Source organism: Pseudanabaena sp. FACHB-2040, from assembly GCF_014696715.1.
Classification (GTDB): domain Bacteria; phylum Cyanobacteriota; class Cyanobacteriia; order Phormidesmidales; family Phormidesmidaceae; genus JACVSF01.
The window spans coordinates 159,611-182,127 of record NZ_JACJQO010000019.1; the positions used below are offsets into that span (position 1 = coordinate 159,611).

General features: G+C 55.9%; 21 protein-coding genes. 8 read left to right on the top strand and 13 right to left on the bottom strand.

Features of this window, described 5'->3' with window-relative positions; genetic code table 11:
* Window positions 1-135: 135 nt before the first annotated feature.
* The 6 genes from H6G13_RS20885 to gshB all read right to left on the bottom strand — a co-directional run bounded on the left by H6G13_RS20885 (window position 136) and on the right by gshB (window position 6,587).
* A complete protein-coding gene (locus H6G13_RS20885) occupies window positions 136-960 on the bottom strand; it encodes a M90 family metallopeptidase (protein ID WP_190486432.1) in 825 nt (274 codons plus the stop codon).
* 124 nt (window positions 961-1,084) lie between these two features.
* On the bottom strand, window positions 1,085-2,434 hold the full coding sequence (locus H6G13_RS20890; RefSeq protein WP_190486434.1) for a cytosine deaminase: 1,350 nt from the start codon (window positions 2,432-2,434) through the stop codon (window positions 1,085-1,087).
* A gap of 21 nt (window positions 2,435-2,455) precedes the next feature.
* Window positions 2,456-3,334 (bottom strand): ABC transporter permease, encoded by an 879-nt coding sequence (locus H6G13_RS20895; protein WP_190486437.1) that lies wholly within the window; start codon window positions 3,332-3,334, stop codon window positions 2,456-2,458.
* 29 nt (window positions 3,335-3,363) lie between these two features.
* Complete coding sequence (locus H6G13_RS20900) at window positions 3,364-4,125, bottom strand: ABC transporter ATP-binding protein (RefSeq protein WP_190486439.1); 762 nt, start codon at window positions 4,123-4,125, stop codon at window positions 3,364-3,366.
* 402 nt (window positions 4,126-4,527) lie between these two features.
* Entirely contained in the window at window positions 4,528-5,592 is a 1,065-nt protein-coding gene (locus H6G13_RS20905; RefSeq protein WP_242028447.1) for an ABC transporter substrate-binding protein, read from the bottom strand.
* A gap of 17 nt (window positions 5,593-5,609) precedes the next feature.
* Window positions 5,610-6,587 carry a glutathione synthase gene (gene gshB / locus H6G13_RS20910; RefSeq protein ID WP_190486443.1) on the bottom strand — a complete coding sequence of 326 codons (978 nt, stop codon included), beginning with the start codon at window positions 6,585-6,587 and terminating at the stop codon, window positions 5,610-5,612.
* Window positions 6,588-6,642: 55 nt separating this feature from the next.
* Between gshB and H6G13_RS20915 the strand changes: the two genes are divergently transcribed.
* Window positions 6,643-7,212, top strand: a complete 570-nt coding sequence (locus H6G13_RS20915; RefSeq protein ID WP_190486445.1) for an antibiotic biosynthesis monooxygenase — start codon at window positions 6,643-6,645, stop codon at window positions 7,210-7,212.
* A gap of 8 nt (window positions 7,213-7,220) precedes the next feature.
* On the opposite strand, the gene H6G13_RS20920 is transcribed toward H6G13_RS20915, so the two are convergent.
* Window positions 7,221-7,808, bottom strand: a complete 588-nt coding sequence (locus H6G13_RS20920; protein ID WP_190486447.1) for a pyridoxamine 5'-phosphate oxidase family protein — start codon at window positions 7,806-7,808, stop codon at window positions 7,221-7,223.
* Between the two features lie 123 nt (window positions 7,809-7,931).
* Entirely contained in the window at window positions 7,932-8,549 is a 618-nt protein-coding gene (locus H6G13_RS20925) for a glutathione S-transferase (protein ID WP_190486449.1), read from the bottom strand.
* 98 nt (window positions 8,550-8,647) lie between these two features.
* On the opposite strand from H6G13_RS20925, the gene H6G13_RS20930 reads away from it, so the two are divergent.
* Entirely contained in the window at window positions 8,648-9,196 is a 549-nt protein-coding gene (locus H6G13_RS20930; RefSeq protein ID WP_190486452.1) for a TetR/AcrR family transcriptional regulator, read from the top strand.
* Between the two features lie 184 nt (window positions 9,197-9,380).
* Here H6G13_RS20930 and H6G13_RS20935 read toward each other — a convergent pair whose 3' ends face one another.
* Together H6G13_RS20935 and H6G13_RS20940 are read right to left on the bottom strand one after the other, a co-directional pair.
* Window positions 9,381-10,088, bottom strand: coding sequence for a microbial rhodopsin family protein (locus H6G13_RS20935; RefSeq protein WP_190486454.1), 708 nt, complete (start codon window positions 10,086-10,088; stop codon window positions 9,381-9,383).
* A gap of 165 nt (window positions 10,089-10,253) precedes the next feature.
* A complete protein-coding gene (locus H6G13_RS20940; RefSeq protein WP_190486455.1) occupies window positions 10,254-12,818 on the bottom strand; it encodes a GH116 family glycosyl hydrolase in 2,565 nt (854 codons plus the stop codon).
* Window positions 12,819-12,910: 92 nt separating this feature from the next.
* Between H6G13_RS20940 and H6G13_RS20945 the strand changes: the two genes are divergently transcribed.
* Complete coding sequence (locus H6G13_RS20945; RefSeq protein ID WP_190486457.1) at window positions 12,911-13,171, top strand: hypothetical protein; 261 nt, start codon at window positions 12,911-12,913, stop codon at window positions 13,169-13,171.
* 75 nt (window positions 13,172-13,246) lie between these two features.
* On the opposite strand, the gene H6G13_RS20950 is transcribed toward H6G13_RS20945, so the two are convergent.
* A complete protein-coding gene (locus H6G13_RS20950; protein ID WP_190486459.1) occupies window positions 13,247-13,564 on the bottom strand; it encodes a DUF2283 domain-containing protein in 318 nt (105 codons plus the stop codon).
* 552 nt (window positions 13,565-14,116) lie between these two features.
* On the opposite strand from H6G13_RS20950, the gene H6G13_RS20960 reads away from it, so the two are divergent.
* Window positions 14,117-14,356 (top strand): hypothetical protein, encoded by a 240-nt coding sequence (locus H6G13_RS20960; RefSeq protein WP_190487056.1) that lies wholly within the window; start codon window positions 14,117-14,119, stop codon window positions 14,354-14,356.
* 65 nt (window positions 14,357-14,421) lie between these two features.
* On the opposite strand, the gene H6G13_RS20965 is transcribed toward H6G13_RS20960, so the two are convergent.
* A complete protein-coding gene (locus H6G13_RS20965) occupies window positions 14,422-16,056 on the bottom strand; it encodes a CTP synthase (protein WP_190486462.1) in 1,635 nt (544 codons plus the stop codon).
* A 236-nt stretch (window positions 16,057-16,292) separates the two neighbouring features.
* Here H6G13_RS20965 and H6G13_RS20970 point away from each other — a divergent pair, with 236 nt between their 5' ends.
* Window positions 16,293-17,435, top strand: a complete 1,143-nt coding sequence (locus H6G13_RS20970) for a mechanosensitive ion channel family protein (protein WP_190486464.1) — start codon at window positions 16,293-16,295, stop codon at window positions 17,433-17,435.
* 105 nt (window positions 17,436-17,540) lie between these two features.
* On the opposite strand, the gene H6G13_RS20975 is transcribed toward H6G13_RS20970, so the two are convergent.
* On the bottom strand, window positions 17,541-18,098 hold the full coding sequence (locus H6G13_RS20975; RefSeq protein ID WP_242028448.1) for an NUDIX domain-containing protein: 558 nt from the start codon (window positions 18,096-18,098) through the stop codon (window positions 17,541-17,543).
* Window positions 18,099-18,178: 80 nt separating this feature from the next.
* Here H6G13_RS20975 and H6G13_RS20980 point away from each other — a divergent pair, with 80 nt between their 5' ends.
* The 3 genes from H6G13_RS20980 to H6G13_RS20990 all read left to right on the top strand — a co-directional run bounded on the left by H6G13_RS20980 (window position 18,179) and on the right by H6G13_RS20990 (window position 22,438).
* The gene (locus H6G13_RS20980) at window positions 18,179-18,736 is read left to right on the top strand and encodes a zinc-ribbon domain-containing protein (RefSeq protein ID WP_190486466.1); all 558 of its coding nucleotides are present in this window, start codon (window positions 18,179-18,181) and stop codon (window positions 18,734-18,736) included.
* Between the two features lie 59 nt (window positions 18,737-18,795).
* Complete coding sequence (locus H6G13_RS20985; RefSeq protein ID WP_190486468.1) at window positions 18,796-19,695, top strand: leucine-rich repeat domain-containing protein; 900 nt, start codon at window positions 18,796-18,798, stop codon at window positions 19,693-19,695.
* 214 nt (window positions 19,696-19,909) lie between these two features.
* Window positions 19,910-22,438 (top strand): CPBP family glutamic-type intramembrane protease, encoded by a 2,529-nt coding sequence (locus H6G13_RS20990; RefSeq protein ID WP_190486470.1) that lies wholly within the window; start codon window positions 19,910-19,912, stop codon window positions 22,436-22,438.
* Window positions 22,439-22,517 lie beyond the last annotated feature (79 nt).

Genomic DNA, 22,517 nt, shown 5'->3' on the forward strand with positions numbered 1-22,517 from the left:
ATGGGCATTTCAGAAGCCCATCCCACAAAATTATTCAAGACTATAGAGACACCTCAGCGAATCCTTGCCCAAGGTTATTTAATCGCATCTCTACAGTCTCTTAATTCATCTCAAAGCATCCACCCATCCACCCCCTCATCCCCACGCCGCTGGGTCGAGCTGGTAATACTGCTCCAGCTCCGTATATAAGGCCGGATGATGAGCCCGGAGCTGCCTGGGCTTCTCAAAAAAAGTTTCAGTCGCAACCGCAAAAAATTCTGCTGGGTTTTTAGTCCCGTAGCTGTCCATCACCGTCGGATATCGTCGCCCTACGGCCTGACAAAGCTGGTCGTAGGCGTTGCTCATGACCTCACGCCAGCGGACATAGTCAGTCCGTTTCTTGAGGATGGGTACGCCTTCGGCTTTGCCATCTTCCTGATCGAGCTGGTGAGCAAATTCGTGCAGGATCAGGTTGTGGCCATCTCTCCAGTTGCGCGCGTCTGCCTGAATCTCTTGCCAGGTCAGCAGCACCTGATCCCGCGACCATGATTCGCCCAGCCGGACTTCCTGCCGTTCTTCCACCACGTAGGGGCCGTTGGCGGCGGGCTGCTTCACGATATAGGCATCGGGATAGATCAAGATCGACTTGAGTTTGGGGAAGTAGGTGCTGCGCTCGTTGAGTAGCAGCAGGCAGGCCACCGCAGCGATAGTCACCTTCATCTCTTCACTGACCTGCAGACCCCGACAGCCAATAAACTGTTTCTCTGCCAAAAAGACCTGGATGTGTCCCTGTAGCCGCTGCCGCTGATTGGGTGAAAGCTGGTGGTAGATCGGTAAGTTTTGCTCGATCAGAGCTCGCCAAAGGGGGGGCAGCGGCTGTTTTTTAAGACGCTCCCGGTGCTGCCGCTGCAGTAGCGGCTGGATAAAAATTCCTACTGCAATCAGGCTAACCGTCAGCAGCACAATCAGGGCTTGAAGCATTGCTCTTGGGGGTGGGCCTGCTAGGCCGATTTGGGCTTCTTTTCAGTCTAGGAAGCAGGCCTGCATTTGAGTGACACTGTCAGCTTTTTCACCCCTTAGAGGAAGCTGTGGGAAAAATCGGGCGTTAACGGTCTAGCAGATCATCCAGTTCAACATAGTCAGGTAGGGTGGTGTCGATGGCCTTGCCTTGGCGTAGAACAATGCGATCGCATTGTGGCCGTGACAGCAACTCATTAAACGTTCTGGCTTTGAAACACACCAAATCTGCCGGTTGCCCAACGGCTAGAGTGCCCGGTGTTTTTAGCCCCATCATGGCAGCGGGGGTAGCGGTGACTGCCTGGGGCCAATCGCCAATAGGCCGATCTAGCTGCCCAATCCGCACTGCCTGGGTAAAGACCTCTAGCCCGTCTAGATCGCCGTAGGCATAAAAAACATCGCGGGTATTGTCGCTGGAAAAAGCCACAGGAACGCCCTGGGCCTTAAGTTCGGGCAGCAGGGTGACGCCCCGCCGCCGAGGCATACGGCCGATCTGCCGATCCTGCAAAAACAGGTTGCACATCGGCAGGCTAATCACGCCAATATCGGCCTTTTTAACCCAGCGTATCGTCTCTGCTGCCACCTCCCACGACTGCACCGACAGGCTGCAGCAGTGGCCGCAGACTACAGTGCCGCTATAGCCATTTCGCAGTTTGGCCTGAGCTACATGCCGCAGGGCCATAGCGGCTGGATTTAGATTCTCATCTACGTGTAGGTCGAGGTCTAGGCCCCGCGTTTGGGCTAGCTGAAAGAGCTGGTCTAGCTGCTGATCCAGGTTGGGATTGGGATAGGCTACTGCGCCCAAAATACCGCTGCTCTCAGCCACCAGATCTGCCAAAGCCGAAACCTGGTCAGTCTCGAAGGCTTCAATCGGCAGCAGACTGGCCGCCTGTAGCTCCAGTCGTCCCGCCCATTCTTGCCGCAGCGTTCTAAAAACCGAAAAGCTAATTTCGGCCTGGTCGTCTAGGGCATCGAGATGGGTACGCAGGGCGCGGGTGCCGTGCGCGTAAGCACACTTGAGGGCAAACTCCATGCGGCGATAGAGATCTTCAGAGCGCCAGTACTTGATCCGGTCGATGTCAATCTGCTTGAGGGCCTGCTCAAAAGTGCCGCTGGGGTTAGCAGTGCGGTGCCAGGTGTGGCTCTTGTCTAGATGCGTGTGGATATCGACAAAGCAGGGCCACACCAGTCCTTGGTGCAGATCGCAGGCCGCAGCGCCCTCAGGAACATGAAGGCTGGCCGGGGTCAAGGTGGCAATCGCTCCCCCTTTGATTTCGATATTGACCGCTACTAAGTCTTCAGATTGAGGCGCGGCGGCCAGCCAGGGGATCGGGTCGCTGGGCGCGCCGTCTCGAGTCAGCAGGGCTAGGGGAATGCGGGCATTAGCCAGCCAGTAGTGGGCTGTGTCGGGAACAGACGCAAAGGAAGATACTGCCATCGGGTCAAGCTAGAGGACGATTTAATTTTCGCGCTGCAGGGCACTTTCGTGCCAGTGACGCAGCAGCCGGTCAGATAGCAGAGTAAGCAGGACAAAAATGATCACCCCCAGCCCTGTAGTCATAATCAGGGCGGCAAACATGCGAGGGATCTGCAGATTGTAGCTGGACATGAGAATTTGATAGGCAATGCCGGAGCGAGCACCCCCCGTACCGGCGACAAACTCGGCCACGACTGCCCCAATCAGTGACAGCCCGCCGCTAATCCGCAGGCCGCCCAAGAAATAGGGCAGGGCGCTGGGCAGGCGCAGGTGCCACAGGGTTTGCCAGCGATTGGCCCCATAGAGCTGAAACAGGTTTTGCAGGGAATGGTCGGCGCTGTTGAGGCCTAAGGTCGTGTTAGAAATAATCGGAAAGAGGGCCACAATCCAGGCGCACACCACCAGGGCGGCAAAGGTGTTGCTTTTGAACCAGATGATGATTAGAGGTGCGATCGCAACCACCGGCATCGTCTGCAAAATTACGGCGTAGGGAAAAAAGCTGCGCTCGATCCACTTGCTCTGAGTAAACAAAATCGCAATCAGCACCCCCGACACCGTTGCCCCCACAAAAGCCGCCACCGTAATTTGCAGCGTCACTATTAGCGAGGGAAAAAGCTGCGGCCACTCCTGCACCAGCGTTTGCAGCACCAGCAGCGGGCCGGGCAGCAAGTAGGGCGGCAACTGAAACAGCCGCACCCCTCCCTCCCACAGCACCAGTGCCCCCAGCCCCACAACAATCGGGGCTATTACCTCTAGCGACCAGAGACGGCTGAACCGAGTTATTTGCGAGGCTGCGCCCCAAACAGTTGCTCCCGGCGAGCCTGGGGCAGAGGATTGAGGAAGTGAAGAATTGGGCTCCATGGCAAAACCAAAATGCAGGGCAGCAGCTATCAGGGCACAGTCACCGTCCTCTCCGGTGAAGACAGGTAGCGTAAGATCTCGCGGCAGTAATGGTTGAACTGGGCAGACGTGCGAAAATCTTCGCTACGCGGGTAAGGCGCATCAATGGCCAGGTCAGCCACAATGCGACCAGGGTGAGCCGCCATCACCACCACCCGATTAGACAGGTAAACAGCTTCATAGATATTGTGGGTGACAAACAGCACCGTCCAGTGCTTCTGTTCCCACAGGTGTAGCACATCACTGTTGAGCCGCGCCCGAGTCATCTCATCAAGCGCCCCAAAAGGCTCATCCATCAGCAAAACGTTGGGCCGAGTCACCAGCGCCCGCGCAATCGACACCCGCATTTTCATGCCGCCCGAAAGCTGCCGGGGGTAGCTCCTCTCCGCCCCGCCCAGACTCACCAGATTGAGCGATTCTTGAATGTCGGCCCGGCAGCTTCTCAAAGACTTGCCCTTGAGCTTGAGCGGCAAGTGGACGTTATCCACCACCGTCGCCCAAGGCATCAGCGCCGCATCTTGAAAGACAAAAGCCAGATTGCGCTCCCCCGGCGACAGGCCCCACTCAATCCGCCCACTGCTGGGCTGCCCCAACCCCGCCACCAGCCGCAGCACCGTACTCTTACCACAGCCCGAAGGCCCCACTAGGCTGACAAACTGACCCGGCTCCACCGCGAGATCAAGCCCCTGCAACGCAACTGTGCCGTTGCCGTAGACTTTGCTGACTTGGTGGAGGGTGATGATGGGGGGCATGGGGCGGCGAGGGGTGGATGGGTAGGCGGGTTGATGGGGGGTGGGGGTTAGGGTGAAGGGGTTAGGGTGAAGGGTTTAAGGAGAAGGGAGTGGTTAGAGGGGTTCGAGTGTTTCTTACTATTCCTCGTTCCTAGGGCTCTGCCTGGGAATGCCAAACCGAGGTTCGGCCTCTCCTGCCTATGCCAAAACCCAGCAAAAACCTTACTCAAGAGAATCGAGACATAAGCTGCGGCTAGCAGGTGCAACAAAACCCAAAAGCAAGCGCCTCCCTATACCTTCCAGCAGGATTGGCTAAATTGCCGGGAACGCTTGGGGGCAACGAGACCCAAAAGCAAGCGCCTCCCTACACCCTAAACCTTAAACCCTTCACCCACCTACCCACCCATCTCCCCATGTACCCCCCTACGCCTGGTAATACTCTGTCCCCTTATTCACAAAATCCAGAGTATATGCCTGTCTAAAATCGGTGTCTGCCCCGAAGACTCCGGCTTCGGACATGGTGGTGAAGAACGACTCCCAGCGGGCGTCGGTCATGGCTCCAATGCCTTGTTGCTGGGCTTCGCCGGATAGAACAATGCCGTATTCCTGCATCTTTTCGATGCCGTAGGCGATTTGCTCGTCGGTCATCTCGGGGTTGGCCTGTTTGATCAGTTCATTGCCGGGGGCTGGGTCTTCGAAGTAGCTGTACCAGCCTTTGATCGAGGCGTCGACGAAGCGCTGCACTAGGTCGGGGTCTTGCTCGATCAGCTCGTTGCGGGTTTCGATGGTGCAGGCGTAGGGGTCGTAGCCGTAGTCGGCTAGCAAAAAGACTGCGGGCTCAAACCCGCCTTCTTTTTGAATGGCTAGGGGTTCGGAGCTGAGGTAGCCTTGCTGCGCTGAAGATTTTTCGGCCAGGAAGGGGCCAGGGTTGAAGTTATAGGGTCGCTTCATATCGTCAGTGAAGCCGTACCGGGCAGCTAGGAAGGGCCAGTAGGTAACGTTGGCGGCTGAGGAAATAAAGATCGGTCGGCCTTTCAGCTCAGCTAGATCTTGGGCACCGGGGTGTGCTGCCAGAATCTGGGGATCTTTTTGGAAGATGGCGGCTACAGTTCGCTTGGGAATGCCTTCTTCGACGGCTTTAACAGCGTCGGCAGTGTAGCCCATGAAGAAGTCAACTGCACCGCCCATCAGCAGCTGGGTGCCATTGACCTGGGGGCCGCCCATTTGAACGGTGACATCAAGGCCGTAGTCGTTGTAAATGCCGGTGGCAACGGCCTGGTAAAAGCCGCCATGTTCGGCCTGGGCATACCAGTTGGTGCCAAAGGTGACGGTCTGCAACGGCTGGTCTGCAGCGGTGCTGTTAGCAGCGGTTGGGGCTTGATCCGTTTGCGACCTGCCGGTACAGGCGGCTAAAACGCCTGTTCCCAAGGCCAGCGACCCATAGCGGATAAACTGACGGCGGTTGAAGCTAGGGACCTGTGATTTCATGCTCAGAGGTGACTCCATCAATGCAGCGTAGTGTTTTTTGACTGAATAACCCACTCAATGACCTGGTGGCCCAGTTGGACCCCGTCTAGCCGGTCGATTTCCCGGATGCCGGTCGGGCTGGTGACGTTGATCTCAGTGAGATAGCCACCAATCACATCGATTCCTACCAAAAATAGGCCATCTCGACGGAGCGTGGGGGCTAATTGACTACAGATTTCCCGTTCGCGCTCGGTAATTTCTACCTGGGCGACGCGTCCGCCTACTGCCATATTGCCGCGAAACTCACTGCCACTAGGAATGCGGTTGACGGCTCCAATGGGTTCGCCATTGAGCATGATGATGCGCTTGTCACCTTCTTTGGCGGCTGGCAGATAGATCTGCACCATCACGGGTGTTTTGCCCTGCTGGGTGCTGATCTCAATCATGGAGTTGAAGTTGCGATCGCTACCCTCCAAAAACAAAATCCCTTCCCCGGCTTTGCCGCCTAGGGGCTTGAGCACGGCTGCCCCCCAGCGTTCTACCGCGTCTCGAATCACCTGCTTGTTCTGGCTGACAATCGTTTCGGGAATGGCCTCGGTAAACTGCAGGGCGTACATTTTCTCATTGGCCGTTCGCAGACCATTAGGCGCGTTCACAACCCGTGTTTTAGACGGATCAATGTGATCGAGAATGTAGGTAGCGTAGAGGTAGGGCACCGTAACGGGAGGGTCAGTTCGCATAAAGACCGCATCCATGTCCTCTAGGGGGCGATGCACCGCTTCTCCAACCTCAAACCACTGCGGCTCCGCGACCCAACGGCCTTCTACCAGCTGCACCGGCTTCAGCTGCACGGGCTGCAGCAATGCGATCGCTTTTCCTTGAATTACGCTGAGCAGCGATGCCTGGGTAATCCAGACTTCATGCCCCTTTTGCTGAGCCGCTTCCATCAGGGCAACGCTGGTGTCGTGCCCCGGATCCAGCCGCTCGATCGGATCAATAATAAAGACAAATTTCACGGGGTATGCTTGGCTAGTGAATCTCCTGTCTTAATCTACGGCATGAGGGGGTTGTGTGTGCGATTCACAGGTGTCTGGCTCAATTACAGTGGTGATCTCAGAAATTGTGAAGCCAGGCCGCATTCAGGAATATGAGGCTTGGACAACAGGTATCAATCAAGATGCCAAGCAGTTTGATGGCTTCTTAGGAATAGAGATCATTCGGCCTCGCGACCACGACTATCCTGAATACGTGGTGATTGTGAAGTTCGATACCTATGCTCACCTGAGAGATTGGCTAACGTCCTCCACCTATCAAGCCTGGATGGACAAGTCCTACGGGCTGATTTCTGCTAGAAGCCACCAGCAGTTGCCCAGTGGCCTGGAGCTGTGGTTTACGCTGCCCAAGTCGCAGGTCAAAGCCGCTGGTCAACCGCCTTACTACAAGAAAGTGGTGCTGGGTGTGCTGGCGGTCTATCCCCTCATTCTGCTGTCGAATGCGCTGCTGGGGCGGTTTCTAGCTGAGATGCCGGCTTTGCTGGCACTATTGCTTTCGGTCGTGTTTGTGTCGGCGTTGCTGACTTACCCAGTCATGCCCTGGCTCACCAAGAACCTGGCGTTTTGGCTATACCCTAACCCGTTATAGCTAGAGAATCATTCTCGGTCGGCAAGCTGCTGCTCTAGCTCTGCCACTCTAGCCTGTAGGGCAGCCACTTCCGCCTCAGAGTAGCGAATAGGAATGTGCTGCGGACAGTTCCAGTTCCAGGCTTCTACCGTAAATAGAATGGCTCTTTCCACGTCTGCGTTGTAACCTGGCAGCCTTAATCGATTGAGTATTTCGCTCTCGCCTTCAAGGTAGTGGGCGCTTCCCCAAATTTTGAGGCGCTGACGATGGCGGTAGTCCATCAAAAAAAGAAAAGCTTTGTCGTTTTCCCCAAGATTGCCCACGGTAACGTACTGAACATTGCCTTTGAAGTCAGCAAAGCCCAGCGTCTTGTCGTCTAGCACTTTGAGAAAGCCCGGTGGGCCACCCCGGAACTGAATGTAGGGATAGCCGTTGGAGCCGACGGTGCCCAGATAAAAACCGTCCATACGGGCAATAAAGTCAGCAATTTCGGGCGTGACGCTGTCGTTGTCAGGGCCACTTTTCTCAAAGCGGGCATACGTCTCGCGCGAGCCGCGCTGTTCCTGAGCTGCTTTGACAGCGGGGGTGAAGGCGATTTGGGTGAATTTGCGAGGCATGGTGTTTGGGAGAAGGGGGCAGGGGAGACGCGGGGAGGTGGCCCTGTAGGTTGGTGTCAAGCGCAGCATGACCCAACGCTCTCAACACTCTACGGAAAATAGGGATGACGGGGTGACTGGGGTTTAGACCAGGGAAGGCGCTTCTATGTTGCGCATGCTGATGAAGCCGGGAAGGTGCTTGACTCGCTCAATCCAAGCTTGCACGTGGGGGTAAGGGGCGAGATCGATTTGGCCGTCGGGGGCGAGCGCCACGTAGGGGAAAACGGCTACATCGGCAATGGTGGGGCGATTTAGCTCTAGCCAATGGCGCTGACTTAGGTGCTGGTCTAGCTGGGTGAGAATGAATTCGGCCCGTTGGTTGGCTCGCTCTAGGCTGATGGTGGTGACCTTAAACAGGTGATATAGGCGGGCTGATTCTGGCCCCTGACGAACTTCTCCGGCAGCGGTGGAGAGCCAGCGCACTACCTGGCTAAGGCCAACTGCATCGACTGGTAGCCAAGATTCGCCGCCGTACTGGCGGGCTAAGTAGACCAAAATAGCTTGAGCGTCGGCCAGAGTCAGGTCGCCATTTACCAGCACAGGCACCTGACCAAAGGGATTGCGGGTCAGGAACTCAGAAGACTTATGCTCGCCTTTAAGCAAATCAACCTGAATCCACTCGTACTCTAGGTCTAGCAGAGAGAGCAGGAGTCGGACTTTGTAGCTGTTGCCGGAGAGTTCGTGACCATAGAGCTGGATCATGGGGTGCGCTTTCGTGGGGTGAAGGGTGTACCGAACGTTCGGTTGAGACGACTGTACCAATCGTTCGGTATAGTGTCAATACCCATCACCTTTTTCTGATGCCTAAAGACACCTACGTTCCCTGCCTGCTGGAGCTGTTCCGGCAGAATGGCTATGACGGCGCAACCCTCTCTAAAATTTCTGAGGCGACTGGTCTAGGCAAGGCAAGCCTCTACCATCACTTCCCAGGCGGTAAAGATGAGATGGTGACGGTGGTGCTCGACTATTTGCAGCAGGGGCTGAAGCAGCACATTTTGCAAGGCATGGATAGTGATGAGGAACCTTTGGTAAGGCTGCAGCGAATGTGCGATCGCACCGCCACCGCTTACGACAATGGCAACCGTCCCTGTCTGCTGGCGACTTTGCTGCTGGGGTCAGCTAGGGATGCATTTCAGGCCCAGGTGCAGGCGCTATTGGTGATGTGGCGAGATGCGATCGCAACCGTCCTAACAGAAGCGGGGCTAGACTCGCAGGCCGCTCAAGAACGGGCCGAAGCTGCCCTGATCTCAATCCAGGGATCGCTGGTGCTCTCTCAGGGGCTCAATGACCCTTCTCCATTTCAGCGAGTCATCCAACGGCTTCCCCAAGAACTGTGCCGCGAGCTGTGATTTCGAGCGCTTCTTGCACTATCCTGCTGGGCCAAAGCGGTGGTAAGTATTGAGGCGCTCTGTAGCCAGCGGCGATACGTGTTTTTGCATCGGCTCTGCTGACCACCTACCCGGTGATGACCTGGCTAAGCTGCCTGCTGAGCCCCTAGCTATACCCCCGCCTGCCTCAAAGGGCTTAATGGCTCTAGCGCAAAGAGGGCTGCGCGGCGGGATTGGTGCTGACTTCCCCAGCCCGCTCTATCTTGCCGAAAGTATTGAGGGAGAGAAAGCCAAATCCGACCTTAGAGGCAATATCAAGCAGGGTGTAGAACATTGTTTCATAGCCCTGACCGAAAGTATCGATACCGCTAGGAGCCAAGATCCAGACGATGGGGTAGCCCGTCCATAAAATCAGGTGCACGGCGACTAAATGAGTGAAAGATTTTTGGTTGCGGGGGCGCTGCCGCACAGCGTCTCTTTGGTAAGGCACCAGCAGCATGTAGACAATTGCCAGATAAGCCACACAGCTCACTACATACCAGATGTAGCTGATCGGGTCGGGAGAAAAGGCGGCGACAAAGCCGGTGGCGATCATGAAGGCGTTAGCCCCCAGCAGGCTGCCGAGCAGGGAAACCCGCGAACGCCCCAAAAAGCCCAGTACCAGGATGAGCAAAGGCGTAGAGAGCGACCAAGTGATGTAGCGGGCCCAGGCCGTGGGGCGTTCGTAGACAGTGCTTTGGCCCTGTCCCAAAGCCATTGCCAGATACAGGGCGCTGGCGATCAGGCAAATGAAAAAGTTGAGCGTGTAGAGTCTGCTCCAGGCTTCGTTTTTGGCGTTGTGGGCACCAAAGCCGAAGAAAACCGAACCCAGAGCCATACTAATGACTCCGATCCAAAGCCAAGTTTGCGCCATTGAGATGCCTAAAAGATTTGTGAAGGACGGCTAGAAATCTCTCATATTCGTCTCTTTAAGAGCATGATTCTGCCGGTGGATTTCCACTGCTCACCCAGGCATAGGATGGGTGCTGAGGAGGGTTGCGATCGCAGTCATCGCCAAGTTCCAGACAGCGCATACTGGTTACAGCTCCAGCAGCAGCCCCCAAATCGCTAGCGGTCGTAGATAGTGGCAGGCACGATAGGTGCCCAGTGCAGTCAGCGCTTCCGGCGTCCGGAACTGGAGGCCGTAGCCATAAATCTGGCGCACCACCGCTTCGGTTATTTCGAGCGCTTCTTTCGTCATGCCCTGCTGAGCCAGAAACGTCGCTAGGCCAAAGTTAATGCCTGTCCAAATTTCTAGCTGGTGCGTACTGTCGGGATCTTCGGGCGAACCGTCGGGGAGCACACCGTTGGCTGCGCCAATGGGCAGGCCCAGCGTGGCCGCGCTAAAGGTACCGACTTGGGCTCCGGCAAACTTTTGGTTCTGGGGCTTTACCTGGGTCTGGGCGTATTGGTTGAACTTGACGAAGCAGGCGTCGTAGATGGCTTCTAATGCCGAGCGGGTGCAGTCGGGCGAAACTAGATCGGGCAGGCCAAGCTGCTGAGCGCAAAACTGGCCACAGAGCTGATCGGCCATCACCACTGCCGAGCCGCTGCCGGTATCGAGTTGGTAGAACCGCCCATTCCAGAGCTTGCGGTGGTAGGTATTGAGGCCGCTCTCCAACCAGCGGCGATACTGGGTCAGGAGAATGGGCACAGTGCCGGGAGCAAGATTTTGGGCGGTGAGGGTTTCGCCGATTGCGATCGCACTTTCCAATGCCGCCAGCCACAGCCCGCCGCAGTAGGCGCTGATGCCCTTGAGTCGCCAGTCATCAAAGGTTTGGTCGGGGGCACCGCCATTTTCAGGAATGCCGTCGCTGTCTTTATCAAACAGCTTCAGGTATTTCAGAGCTTCGACCACCGAGGGCCAGCACTCGGCTAGAAATTCAAAGTCAGTTTCGCCTGTGAGCTTAAAGGCGCGATAAACCTGAATCACAAAGTCGCTGGGCAGGTCTTTCCACTGGTTGCAGTCTTGGTAGCTGGTGTAGTTAGTCTTGACCCAGGGGTGCTCGTTGGGCGCACCCAAATCGTGGGGGGTGGCTCCTCGCAGCTTGCGGGCCGCCATCGTGTCGTCTGCGCCGATGGTGTAGTAGTAGCCGATGATGCGCTGCCGAGCGTCTGCTGTGGGAATGGCTCTGGCAAAAGCCCGCAGAATAGCCTTCTCCAGCTCCGGCCACAGCATTAGCGTGGCGAAGCCGCCATAGAGCCGCACGTCCAGGCTTTCGTACCAGCGGTAGTCGATGCACTCCAACACACCAAACTGACCCACGGGATCGGCTTCAGTCGCAGCTGACCAGAGGGTGCCGCCGCTAGTCAAGTCGTACAGCTCGTTAAACAGGGCCATCTTTAGCCAGTCGGGCAGATCGGCGCGATCCAAAATCGGCTGCTGCCAGGCCACAATCTGCTGCTGCCAGCTTTGGTAATGCCTGAGCGCATCGCGAGCAATGTCCCAGGCGTTGCCGCCGCTGGTGCCAAAGAAGTCGGTATAGCGGCGGTAGGCCGCCACGCCAGCCGCAAATTCTGTGACCGGCAGATCCCAAGCCAGCACAAAGGGAACTTGGCGGGTTTCGCCGGGTTGGAGGGTAAAGCGCAGTGCGATCGCACACCCCACCTGTTCCCCTTCTGCTGCCGGATGCTCATCCGCAACATTGCCCAACTCACCAGATTGAGAGAACTGCTGCCAAATTTCTGCCCCATCTCCCACCGGGTTCCAGCAGGTGTGGTAGGAGATGTCAACGCCTGCAGAGGCAACAGTGGCAATACAAAACTGCCCGTCTCCCTCTCCTGGGTCTGCCCCCGATTCTGACCAGGCTCCATCCATCAGGCAGCCGATAAAATCCCCTGCCTGCACCCGGCTGTTGAAATTTCCAGCACTCTGCGTAATCGCCGGAACGTAGTCGTAGTAGGGGCTACCATCGTCCCGCTGCTTGATTTCGGCAGATTTTTCGGTGTTGGTAAACCAGCCCACCATGTTCTGCCAGCTCAGGAGAATGCTGATCGTCAGCGGCTGATCCGTCGGGTTCTGCGCCGTCCACTCAAACACGGCAACAGGATAGCTTGCTTCCTGGTAGTTGTGCGCCCAGATTGGGGAGAACTGCTCGCAGGTCAGCTTTGCTCGAAAGACGTTTTCGTAGACAAACCAGCTGCGGGGGTAGAGGGCATGGTAGGTACCGGTGAGGGGTGAATGGGTGGGTGGGGTGGTGCCGGTTGTACCCATTTGTCCCCCCGCTCCCCGGCCCCCCTGCTCCCCTGCTCCCCCGCTGGAACCTGGATACCACTGCCAGGTGGAAAGGCTGTCATCTTGGGGGGGTTCGGTACACAGGGCATGTGCTTGAGTTTGCCCATCGGCGGTCTGCTCAAACACGCTGAACTGGCAGGCGGGAAAGGTCTGGAAGGTGTGTTCGCCGCCGTCGAGGTGCCAGAGGTTGAAGTCGCCGCGAGGGGAGCGGCCGATACAGCCTGCGCCAAAGCCGCCCAGAGGTGCGCCGTGCCAGGGGCCGTCGTCTAGGTTGCTGGCGTAGCGAACGATGTAGGGATGTTCCCAGCCGAGGCCAATGGGGCGCTGCCAGGTGTAGGGCGGAATTTGGGAAGAGGTGTTTTCAGTCATCTCCCGATTTTACGGGGTTGAGTTGTCGGTGCGATCGCACTCTCTGATCCCCTCGTGGTAATCTCGACTCTAGTTTTTAGGTGCGATCGCACATGGGCGCTCAATCTACGGCCAAAACAATTTTTCTGCTGGCGTCAATGGTGGGCTGGCTGCTTGCCGGTGGGGCTTTGATGTACCTTTCCCCCGCCTTGCTTGATCGGTTTTTCCCCTCTGATACGACTCACCTTTGGATGGAAAACCTCGGCCAGGGGAGCTATAACCCCAGCTTGGCCCTGGTAGGCGGCGGCATTGCTTTGGCGCTGACGGTGGTAGGCAACTTGGTCTGGTATCAACGGTTTGAGGGGAAGCTGTAGAAGTGGGCCGCGTGAGGTAGATGCGATGACCTCAAAGGCCAGTCTTTAACTACCGCATCTTGTATCTCATCCTAATCAAGCTCTCTGGAGAAAGGCCTTTTGATTTTGCAGAATTTGGCGAGCAAAAGCTAGTTTTGACCGCAGTTCAGAGTCAGCAATAGTTTCTAGAAAGCTAATAAACTCATACTGCTGATTCAAGTCTTTGAACGGTAGTGGAACAACTGCCAATCTGGCCAAATTAGCAGTTACCCTTAGAAGCTCAATGCCAATAACCTTATTGTCGATACTATAGTCATAAACAATATCGGTTTCGATGGCTTCTGAATCTACAGCTTGCTCATCCGATAGACGCAGATAAAGAGCATCAACTTCTGAATCAAAGTTAATCTTCATAACCTGCCTCTCATTCGTCTATCAAAGTGAACCGTTACAATCCGCCAGGGATCTGTAGTCGTATTATAGACAACCTTTAGAATCCGCCCTTCTACTTCCGGAATCGCTCTATAAGCACATTGGCAAGTGGCATCTTCTGGGTGAGGCTCAACTAAAGCTGGTTCAGCTAACGTCTTGATAACCCACTGCAACTCAATCTTACGCTCGGTCAACCGTTGCTTAGCGTGTTGACTGAGCTTATAGGGAAAGTTATCCTCTGGAGTCATGCTAGTTCTAACATCAATCTATACGGTTGACGTACAGAGCTGTTGATCCTATGCTCGTTCATTAAGCTGTCTACCCAGATGGCCTATCGCAGAACTCGAAGACTTCGGCGGTGCCTGTTGAAGTTGGCCCTTCAACAGGACACCTAACCCGTAACCTGACATCACCAGATCGACGGGCTAGTGGAAGGATACCCTAGCCATCGGACTTCTGTCTTCTCAGATACGGTGTGCTGGGGTTTTCGTGTTCTGTTTTCCTACAAACCAAACAACAGGAAACCAGAACACCATGTTTCAATCTTCTGATGCGGGCGCGCCAGTGCCCCCCGTTTCGCTTACCCAATCATCTGACCGGCCCCGAGAGAAAGTCGATATCGTGATCTACGGCAGTTTAGAGGGCTGTGATCGGAGCATCAAGCACCTGCATCTCCTGGGCTACGCCGAGCCTAACGACTGGAGCGACCCCATTCCCACAGGCAGGGTGAATCGCTGGATGGTGCTCACCACCAAGCACCTGCTGATCGAGTAAGTTCCAGAAACCCGGCTTCTTCAAGAAGCCGGGTTTCTGAAGAAGCCGGGTTTCTGGGCGAGCTACTACAAAACCGCTTCGCTGAGAGACGCTTCAGCCCCGCTCTCGTGCTTCACTGCCGCGCCGATCAGGCCCAAGAACAGCGGGTGAGGCGCACTGGGGCGAGACTGAAACTCAGGGTGAAACTGGCTGGCAATGAAGAACGGGTGGCCGGGCAGCTCGATAATCTCTACCAGCCTGCCATCAGGGGAGGTGCCGCTGATCTCATAGCCCGATTCGACAAAGAGGTTGCGGTAGGCGTTGTTAAACTCGTAGCGATGGCGATGCCGCTCGTAGACTACTTCATCGTTGTAGAGACGGCTGGCGAGGGTGTCGGGCTTGAGGCGGCAGGGGTAGAGACCTAGCCGCATGGTGCCGCCCAGATCTACTACGTCCTGCTGTTCGGGCAGCAGGCTAATTACTGGGTTGGGCGTGTCTTCGTGAAATTCGGAGCTGTTGGCCTGGTTTAGATGGGCCGTGTTTCTAGCCCACTCAATTACCGAGCACTGCATTCCCAGGCACAGCCCCAGGAAGGGAATGCGCCGCTGCCGCACGTATTCAATGGTGCGAATTTTGCCGTCTACACCGCGAATGCCAAAACCGCCGGGCACGACGATGCCATCGACCCCATCAAGGTACTTTTCGGGGCCGTGGGCTTCAATATCTTCGGAATTAATCCAGCGAACTTTGAGATCTGCTTGATGTGCGATCGCACCATGCCGCAGCGCCTCCACCACCGACAGATAAGCATCATTAAGGCTGACATACTTACCGACAAGGGCAATTTCCACCGGGCGGGTCGAGCTGTAGAGACCGTCCACCAGAGATTTCCACTGGCTCAGTTCAGGCTGGCGCTGCTCTAGCTGCAAAATCTTTAGAACCTGGTGGGCTAACCCTTCTGCTTCCAGGTTAAGCGGCACCTCGTAAATGCTGCTGGCATCTTGAGAGGTCACCACGCACTCCACCGGCACGTCGCAAAAACCAGACACCTTTTCCTTAATGTTTTGCGGCAGCGGGCGCTCGCAGCGGCACACCAAAATGTCGGGCTGAATACCGATGGAACGCAGTTCTTTGACCGAGTGCTGGGTCGGCTTGGTCTTGAGTTCTCCGGCAGAAGAGATCCAGGGCATCAGCGTCACGTGCAGATAGAGCACATCGCCTCGATCCACGTCCTTACGGAACTGGCGAATCGCCTCTAGAAAGGGCAGCGACTCAATATCGCCTACGGTGCCGCCAATCTCGGTAATCACCACGTCAGGGTTGGTGTTGCGGGCCACTCTATGCACCCGCTCCTTGATCTCATTGGTGATGTGGGGAATCACCTGCACCGTGCCGCCCTGATAGTCGCCCCGCCGCTCCTTATTAATCACCGCCTGATAAATCGATCCGGTGGTGACGCTGTTAAGCCGCGACATGGCCGTATCGGTAAAGCGCTCGTAGTGGCCCAGATCCAGGTCAGTCTCGGCCCCGTCTTCAGTGACAAACACCTCGCCATGCTGAAAGGGGCTCATCGTGCCCGGATCGACGTTGATATAGGGATCGAGCTTGAGAATTGAGACAGAGTAGTTGCGCGACTTCAGCAACCGCCCCAAGCTCGCCGCCACAATGCCCTTACCAATACTCGAAACCACGCCACCCGTCACAAATACAAACTTAGTCATGCCTGCCCCGCTACCCAGACCCATGGAGGTGTAACCCGTTAATTGTGCCACAGGGAATCTATCGCGGGTATTAACCCTTTCTCTGCCTCTCCGCATCCTCGCCTTCCCTCTCTCCGCGTCCCCGCGCTCCCCTACCCCTCCACACCTACCCCACCCTCTTTCCACTTGCTAAGATGGGTTCGTTTTGTTTGCACTATCACTCGTGCCAATGCGTGACCCTGTGGGGGAGGGAAGCCATGTTGAACAATGACTTGCTTGAGCTATGGGGCAGCCCGGTTGGAGCCTACGGGGGTGCGATCGCAACCCTGCTGATCGGCCTCGCTGCTATCAATATTCTGCGCCAGGTAGTGCTAAGCCGAATGAAGCGCTGGGCCAGCCGCACCGCCACCGACCTCGACGACCGCCTGATCAGCATTATCGAAGTGCCCGCCATCTGGCTGCTGTACTTGGGCGTCTTGTTCCTCAGCATTCAAGATTTGATTCTGCAGCCGAGCTTTCCAAGCTTACTGGGCCAAGTCATTCCAGTCCTCTGCCTGGTTCTAGGCACAGTGCTAGGGATCCATCTAGTCAGTTCGATTCTGGAGTACCTGTTCCGGTTCTACTGGGTGACCTACCGCAACGACCTCTTTATGGAGCAGACCCTAAAGGCGCTAATTCCAGCCCTAAAAGTCGTCGTCTGGACTGTCGGCATCATCTTTCTGCTAGACAACCTAGGCCTAGATGTCTCAGCCGCCGTGACCAGTCTAGGCATTGGTGGGGTCGCTCTGGCCCTAGCTTCTCAAGGAATTCTGGCCGACGTGTTTGGCTACTTCGCCATCTTATTTGATCGCCCTTTTGACATTGGTGATTTCATCAGCCTGGGCAGCGTTTCCGGCACCGTCGAGAGCGTGGGCCTCAAAACCACCCGCCTTCGTGCCTCAGGAGGAGAAGAACTGATCATTCCTAACACCGATATGACCAAGGCTCGCATTCAAAATTTCGGGCGGATGCAGCGGCGGCGGGTCGTTCTCAGCATAAAAGTGTCCTACACCACGCCACCGGAAAAGCTAGAAACCATTCCACCTCTAATTCAGCAAATCATCGAAGCCACAGACCAGGTTTCTTTTGACCGAGCCCACTTCCTCGGCCACGGTGAATACAGCCTCAACTACGAAGCGGTTTACTTCGTTGAAACAAGCGATCACAACATTTATATGAATGCCCAACAGGCGATCAATTTAGCAGTCAGTCTGAGCTTGCAGCAGCAGGGGATCGAGCTTGCCCTACCCTTTCCTAGGGAGCCAGCTACCCCAGCAAGATTAGATGACCCAAATTCACCACATCATCATGAAAGTAGAAGTTATTCAAGTATTGCAAAATCTTCACCCACAGCGTTTTAGATTCTGTGTGTAGAATATGGATGTGCGTTTTTGGCTCCTTGTGTGAATCAATTGCCAACGCACTTCAGCTCTGGTCTGGGGGGACTGGAGCTATTTCTTTTGAAGCTAATCTTTAGAAGAAGATGCTTTTTGGAGGTGAACAGCCAATTCTTCCAAAAAAGCAGCTTGCGCCTTGATAATTCTCTCTTTCGCCTCTTCTAGAGAGAACCAGGCAGCCCGGTCAACCTCTGGGAAGTTTTGAAACTGACCGGAACGGGGCGGCCACTCCAAGGAAAAGCTGTTGCTCTTGACGCCAGCCGGGTCGCAGTCGCCCTCAAAGGCCCAAGCCATCACAACCTTGCCGCCCGACTGCTTCACCGTTGTCAGCGGCTGAAACGACCCTTCTGGAGTCAGACCGGTTTCCTCCCAAAATTCTCGCTTAGCTGCCGCAAACGCATCCTCGCCAGGGTCAATCTCCCCTTTGGGAATCGACCAGGCATGCCAATCTTTGTTGTGCCAGTAGGGGCCACCGGGATGAATCAGAAAAAACTCTAGTTCACCGTGCCGATGCCGGTACATCAAAAGCCCCGCGCTTTTTTTGCCCATCGCAACGGTTTCAAAGGTCAAAGTGAGAGGGCGAGATGCGCCTAACTTACCACCTGACAGCACTACCGGTACAGTCAATTAGAAGGAATGTATAAATAACGTCGTCGCCCCAACAGAACACGTCAGAATTAGTAGGGTCAGGTTTGAGGAGTAGAGCGATGGCCTATGCCTGTCAGATTGGCCCCGGACAGTGGATTTATCTCGATAGTCTGGGAGCCGAAACAGTAATCACCGTCGCCGCTAGCAGTGCCGGGCAGCAGCAGCAGTCTACTAGTCGGCTGCTGATAGGAACCTGGACTGCTGCGCCCATCGTGGTGCAAGCCGGGGCAGGGGTGGCAATCAAACTGACCACAGCAGAGGGTCCCCGCTACCTGCAGGTACAGGGATCTCAAATTGCCGAAGTTGCTGGGGTGCCTACATTTGACAAAGGCTCGGTGCTGCCCCTGCAGGAAAACAGCCAGGTGCCTCAAGCTCCCCTGCAGCCGATGCAGCCGATACAGCCGATGCAGCCCATGGCTCCCCTACCGCCCCTGCAGATGGGCAATATGCAGATGAGCCTAAACCCAATGGCAATGCAGATGGGCAATATGGCGATGCAGATGGGCAACAACGCTGCCGGGACTCAGCAGCGCTTTTGCACCCAGTGCGGTCAACTGCTCAAACCAGAGGACCGCTTCTGTGGTCAGTGCGGCCATGCAGTGAGCCAGTCTGGCTGAAGCAAATTTTTAGTCCACAGAAACAATCAAAAGCCATGATGTCAGTGGCAAGGTAAGTCATGATCAACCAGATAAAGGCAGGAGACATTGCGCTGGTAGGATTGGCTTTGGGGTTGAGCGGTGCAGTTCACCCTAGAGCGCTAGCCGCCAGTCCTGCCCCAGAACCAGCAGTCCCCTCAGAAGTGCGCTCAGATCTGCCCATAGCCCAAGCTGCGCCTGCATTTCTCAGCTTTCAAGAATGGTGTGAGGCTAGAGATAGCCTAGCTGCCGCTACCCAACAAACGATCAGCATCTTGCTAAATGAATTGCGAACCGAGGATTGCCTTGAGGCCAACCGCCGCGCTTCGGTCGTTACGCTCTTGAATCTGACCGGCTATCAACTGAGCGACATCAGCCCGCTTAGCACTTTCCCGCTGCTGACCGAACTGGTGCTGCACAACAATCAGATTACCGATATCAGCCCCCTAGCAGCGCTGCCAAACCTGACCCGGCTGTACCTCAGCGGTAATCTGATTGCCGATGTCACTCCGCTGGCAAATCTGGAGCGGCTGCGCTTTTTGGTCTTGATGGACAACGATTTAGTGTCACTAGCCGGGTTGGGAGAAATTGACGCGCTGCAGGAACTTTACCTGAACGAGAACCAGATTGCGGAAGTGGGTGAGCTAGCAAGGCTAACTAACCTCAATAAGCTCTATTTGAGCCGCAATCAGATCCAGGATGTCAGCCCCTTGGGCAGCCTGACTAGCCTGCGCGTGCTAGACATCAGCTCTAACCAAGTTGCCAATGTGTCGCCACTGGTTAATCTAGTTAATCTGCAGCAGCTCAACCTCAACCGCAATCGGGTATCAGATGCGGGGCCATTGCGATCGCTCTCCAGCCTGCAGCAACTCTACCTGTACAACAACCCAGTACAGAACTTCACCTGCCCCAACAACAGCGAGGCCATCTGTTTCATCTAGGAGGCAGGCGTTCAGGCAGACAAAACCCACTGAGACCACAAGTCAGGTCTGTAATGCGGTTAGAAGCTTGGCCTCCTAACGGACCCCATAACTTTAGTAGATCTCAAAATGTCCGCCTAGAAACAGGAGTAGAATGACCCTTTAAACTTTCCGCGTCAGGAGTTGGCCCGCTAAAAGCAGGGCTTTTAATAAGTTCTACCGCTTAAATCTGCCTATGTCGCTGCGTTTTTGCCTGCCAGGTCGGTGCTTTCTCAAGCGCTGGAAATTTTGGGGTCTGCTGCTTGGCTCAACCATTGCCACCCTCCTACTGCTCTCTTTAGCAGCCTCAGCCGTCAGCGAATCCAACTACTTCCTGGCCCGGCAATCCGCCTTTAATCGGGTTGAGGCATACCCGATCAAGACCTTGCCCTCGACTGCCGATTACCGGCCCACTGGGGAGTGGATGGGTCGCTTGCTGCTGCCTGAGGTAGAAGAGTATGCCGAGTCTCCTGGCGACTGGGTTTGGCTGGAGGTGTGGCACGCCCCGATAGCAGAGCCTAATTTGGTGGGCCAAAAAGTGAAGCTGACCTGGCAACCAAACCCGCAAACAGAAGCCTACGTCCGAGCGGTCACGCGAGATGTGCAGTTCACAAAGCAGGCTGAGCAGTCGGCAGAGGCGGGCAGTATTGTACCAACTCGGCTGAATGGACGAGACGCGGTAGGGCCCCTGCAGTCTTTAGCCGGGGCTCGCCCGGAAGACGATGTAACGGTAAGGCTAGACAGCGTCAAGCTGATCACAGAGGGAACGCCGGTAGTGCTGCAAACAGCCCTAGAGCCGATTCAGGTAACGGGGCGGGAGTATGGGCTGGTAAAGATCCTAGGGCCTAACCCGGAGGTAAAAAAACCGCTGCCGCCAGAGTGTCCGGGGGCTTCTCCTTGCCCTAGCGAGTATTTTAAGGTACAGCACTACAGCGCAGCCACAGGGCTTTTTGACGGCACCGCCGAGACAGTGCGAATTCCGCAACAGCCTCAAGTCGGAGGCCACTTTTTCTCCAGCATTCGCGAGCTAGAAAATGCCTCTGGCGGCACCCAGGGCTGGTACATCTATGGGGCCAGAGACGCTGAGGGCGTGTTTACAGTGCAGGCGCTCAAGCCCCGAGTCCTATTTCAGCTGCAGCCCGATCAGGTGGTACTGGGACCGACAGCAGGGCTTAACTACATTGACCGCCAAAATTGGCAGGACACGCCTGCCCGCAAGGGCACGCTGCGGCGCGTGCTGGTCAACCCGACTGCCGCCGCTCCAGAAGCGGCCCTGAAAAGCTGGCAGGAAGGTGACTACGCCTTAGTGATTCACCTCTTTGGCGGCATTGGCGGTGATAACAAAGAATCTGCTTCGCTGGTTACAGTAACAGGGCACTTTGCCTATGGCCTAGCACGGGTGATTCGGGAGCCGTTTACTGGAGAGCTGCAGTTCAGTATTCTCTACCAGCAAATTTATGCTCATAACACCAATGGTATTGTGGCCGGTACCCATGACTGGAGCGCCTTTATGGGCGATTTGCAGCGGGGCTGGCTAGGGCAGCGGCCTGTTTCAGATGTCGTTGTAAAGCTGGACTATTTTACTCAGCCGCTAGAGCTGGGGGAAACAACCCTGTCCCTGTTTCATCAGTTGCTGATCGAGGCCCAGGTAATTGCGGCCCGCTATCGTATTGGAGATGGCACTGGGCTGGCGGCCGTAACGCCTGCAACATCCTGCGTACAAGACTCTAGCCAGGCGCTCTACATCGCTATGCAGCAGGTGAAGCAGCAGGCGACGGCCAATCCGGCTACGGTCGAGTGGATTAAGCAGCATCCGGATGACCCCGAGGTGCAAAAGTTTAATCAATTTAGGCGGTTAAGTAAGGCTTTGACCCAAGCTCTCACGCCCTATGGAGTCGTGCGCTCTGACTGGGAAAACAATGCTGGCGTACTGGCTGGGGTCGCTGGCCACGACCGCTTTGCCCGCAGCCACGGGTTGCTCAGCGGCATTTTGAGCTGGCGTTCGATGATGCCACGTTGGGGACATGACGACATCAGCCGGATCTTTCTGCGGCAGGGGGCACAGCTCTGGTTTTTGCGCGCTAACCAGGTGGGCGGGATTGACCTTGGCATTGCTCCAGTTGCGCCCACGCTGCTGCTAGGGGGTGTGCCGGTGCTGGGACAGGTGATGAAGCGGCTGGCCGATGCTGTGGCTCAGCCCACGTGGGACGAGGGTAGCGTGATTTTAGGGTCGCTGCTGCTGTATGGTGCGATCGCATTGCCCTACGGCTTCAAGAGCAAATTTCTGCGCCGGTTTGCGGTGATCGGCAATCCTCTAATCTTTCTATTTAACTTGGTGCGCCTGCTGCTGCTGCCCGCCCTGATCGAAGAAGTCCTGTTTCGGGTCATCTTGCTGCCTCATCCGGTGGAGGGGTTGCCGCTGGGCCGCTGGTTAATCTGGGCTGGGCTCAGTTTGGGGCTGTTTGTGGTTTATCACTTCCTCAGCGCCCGCACCTACTACCCGGCTGGCAATCCTACCTTTTTTGATCGGCGGTTTGTGGTCTTGATGACCTGGCTCGGGGTTGTATTAACTCTGGCCTATAGAGTTACCGGGTCGATCTGGGTCGTAACCTTAATTCACTGGGTTGTAGTGGCCGTGTGGCTCCACGGTTTGGGCGGCATCCCCCGGCTAGCAGGTAAAAAGTTCAGCGGTGAAGGCGACCTGAACCGACCCAACCCTATGTAGGCTGGCCCAAGCCATGAGTCAAGGCAGGGATAGATCTGTCAGGCAGCTCAACGCTAGCAACAGATCTACCCCTACCAGG

Bases quoted from the DNA above. Each gene is read 5' to 3' on its own strand.
- H6G13_RS20885 (WP_190486432.1), bottom strand. From the start codon at position 960: ATGCTTCAAGCCCTGATTGTGCTGCTGACGGTTAGCCTGATTGCAGTA.
- H6G13_RS20890 (WP_190486434.1), bottom strand. From the start codon at position 2,434: ATGGCAGTATCTTCCTTTGCGTCTGTTCCCGACACAGCCCACTACTGG.
- H6G13_RS20895 (WP_190486437.1), bottom strand. From the start codon at position 3,334: ATGGAGCCCAATTCTTCACTTCCTCAATCCTCTGCCCCAGGCTCGCCG.
- H6G13_RS20900 (WP_190486439.1), bottom strand. From the start codon at position 4,125: ATGCCCCCCATCATCACCCTCCACCAAGTCAGCAAAGTCTACGGCAAC.
- H6G13_RS20905 (WP_242028447.1), bottom strand. From the start codon at position 5,592: ATGAAATCACAGGTCCCTAGCTTCAACCGCCGTCAGTTTATCCGCTAT.
- H6G13_RS20920 (WP_190486447.1), bottom strand. From the start codon at position 7,808: ATGCCTCGCAAATTCACCCAAATCGCCTTCACCCCCGCTGTCAAAGCA.
- H6G13_RS20925 (WP_190486449.1), bottom strand. From the start codon at position 8,549: ATGATCCAGCTCTATGGTCACGAACTCTCCGGCAACAGCTACAAAGTC.
- H6G13_RS20930 (WP_190486452.1), top strand. From the start codon at position 8,648: ATGCCTAAAGACACCTACGTTCCCTGCCTGCTGGAGCTGTTCCGGCAG.
- H6G13_RS20935 (WP_190486454.1), bottom strand. From the start codon at position 10,088: ATGGCGCAAACTTGGCTTTGGATCGGAGTCATTAGTATGGCTCTGGGT.
- H6G13_RS20940 (WP_190486455.1), bottom strand. From the start codon at position 12,818: ATGACTGAAAACACCTCTTCCCAAATTCCGCCCTACACCTGGCAGCGC.
- H6G13_RS20945 (WP_190486457.1), top strand. From the start codon at position 12,911: ATGGGCGCTCAATCTACGGCCAAAACAATTTTTCTGCTGGCGTCAATG.
- H6G13_RS20950 (WP_190486459.1), bottom strand. From the start codon at position 13,564: ATGAAGATTAACTTTGATTCAGAAGTTGATGCTCTTTATCTGCGTCTA.
- H6G13_RS20960 (WP_190487056.1), top strand. From the start codon at position 14,117: ATGTTTCAATCTTCTGATGCGGGCGCGCCAGTGCCCCCCGTTTCGCTT.
- H6G13_RS20965 (WP_190486462.1), bottom strand. From the start codon at position 16,056: ATGACTAAGTTTGTATTTGTGACGGGTGGCGTGGTTTCGAGTATTGGT.
- H6G13_RS20970 (WP_190486464.1), top strand. From the start codon at position 16,293: ATGTTGAACAATGACTTGCTTGAGCTATGGGGCAGCCCGGTTGGAGCC.
- H6G13_RS20980 (WP_190486466.1), top strand. From the start codon at position 18,179: ATGGCCTATGCCTGTCAGATTGGCCCCGGACAGTGGATTTATCTCGAT.
- H6G13_RS20985 (WP_190486468.1), top strand. From the start codon at position 18,796: ATGATCAACCAGATAAAGGCAGGAGACATTGCGCTGGTAGGATTGGCT.
- H6G13_RS20990 (WP_190486470.1), top strand. From the start codon at position 19,910: ATGTCGCTGCGTTTTTGCCTGCCAGGTCGGTGCTTTCTCAAGCGCTGG.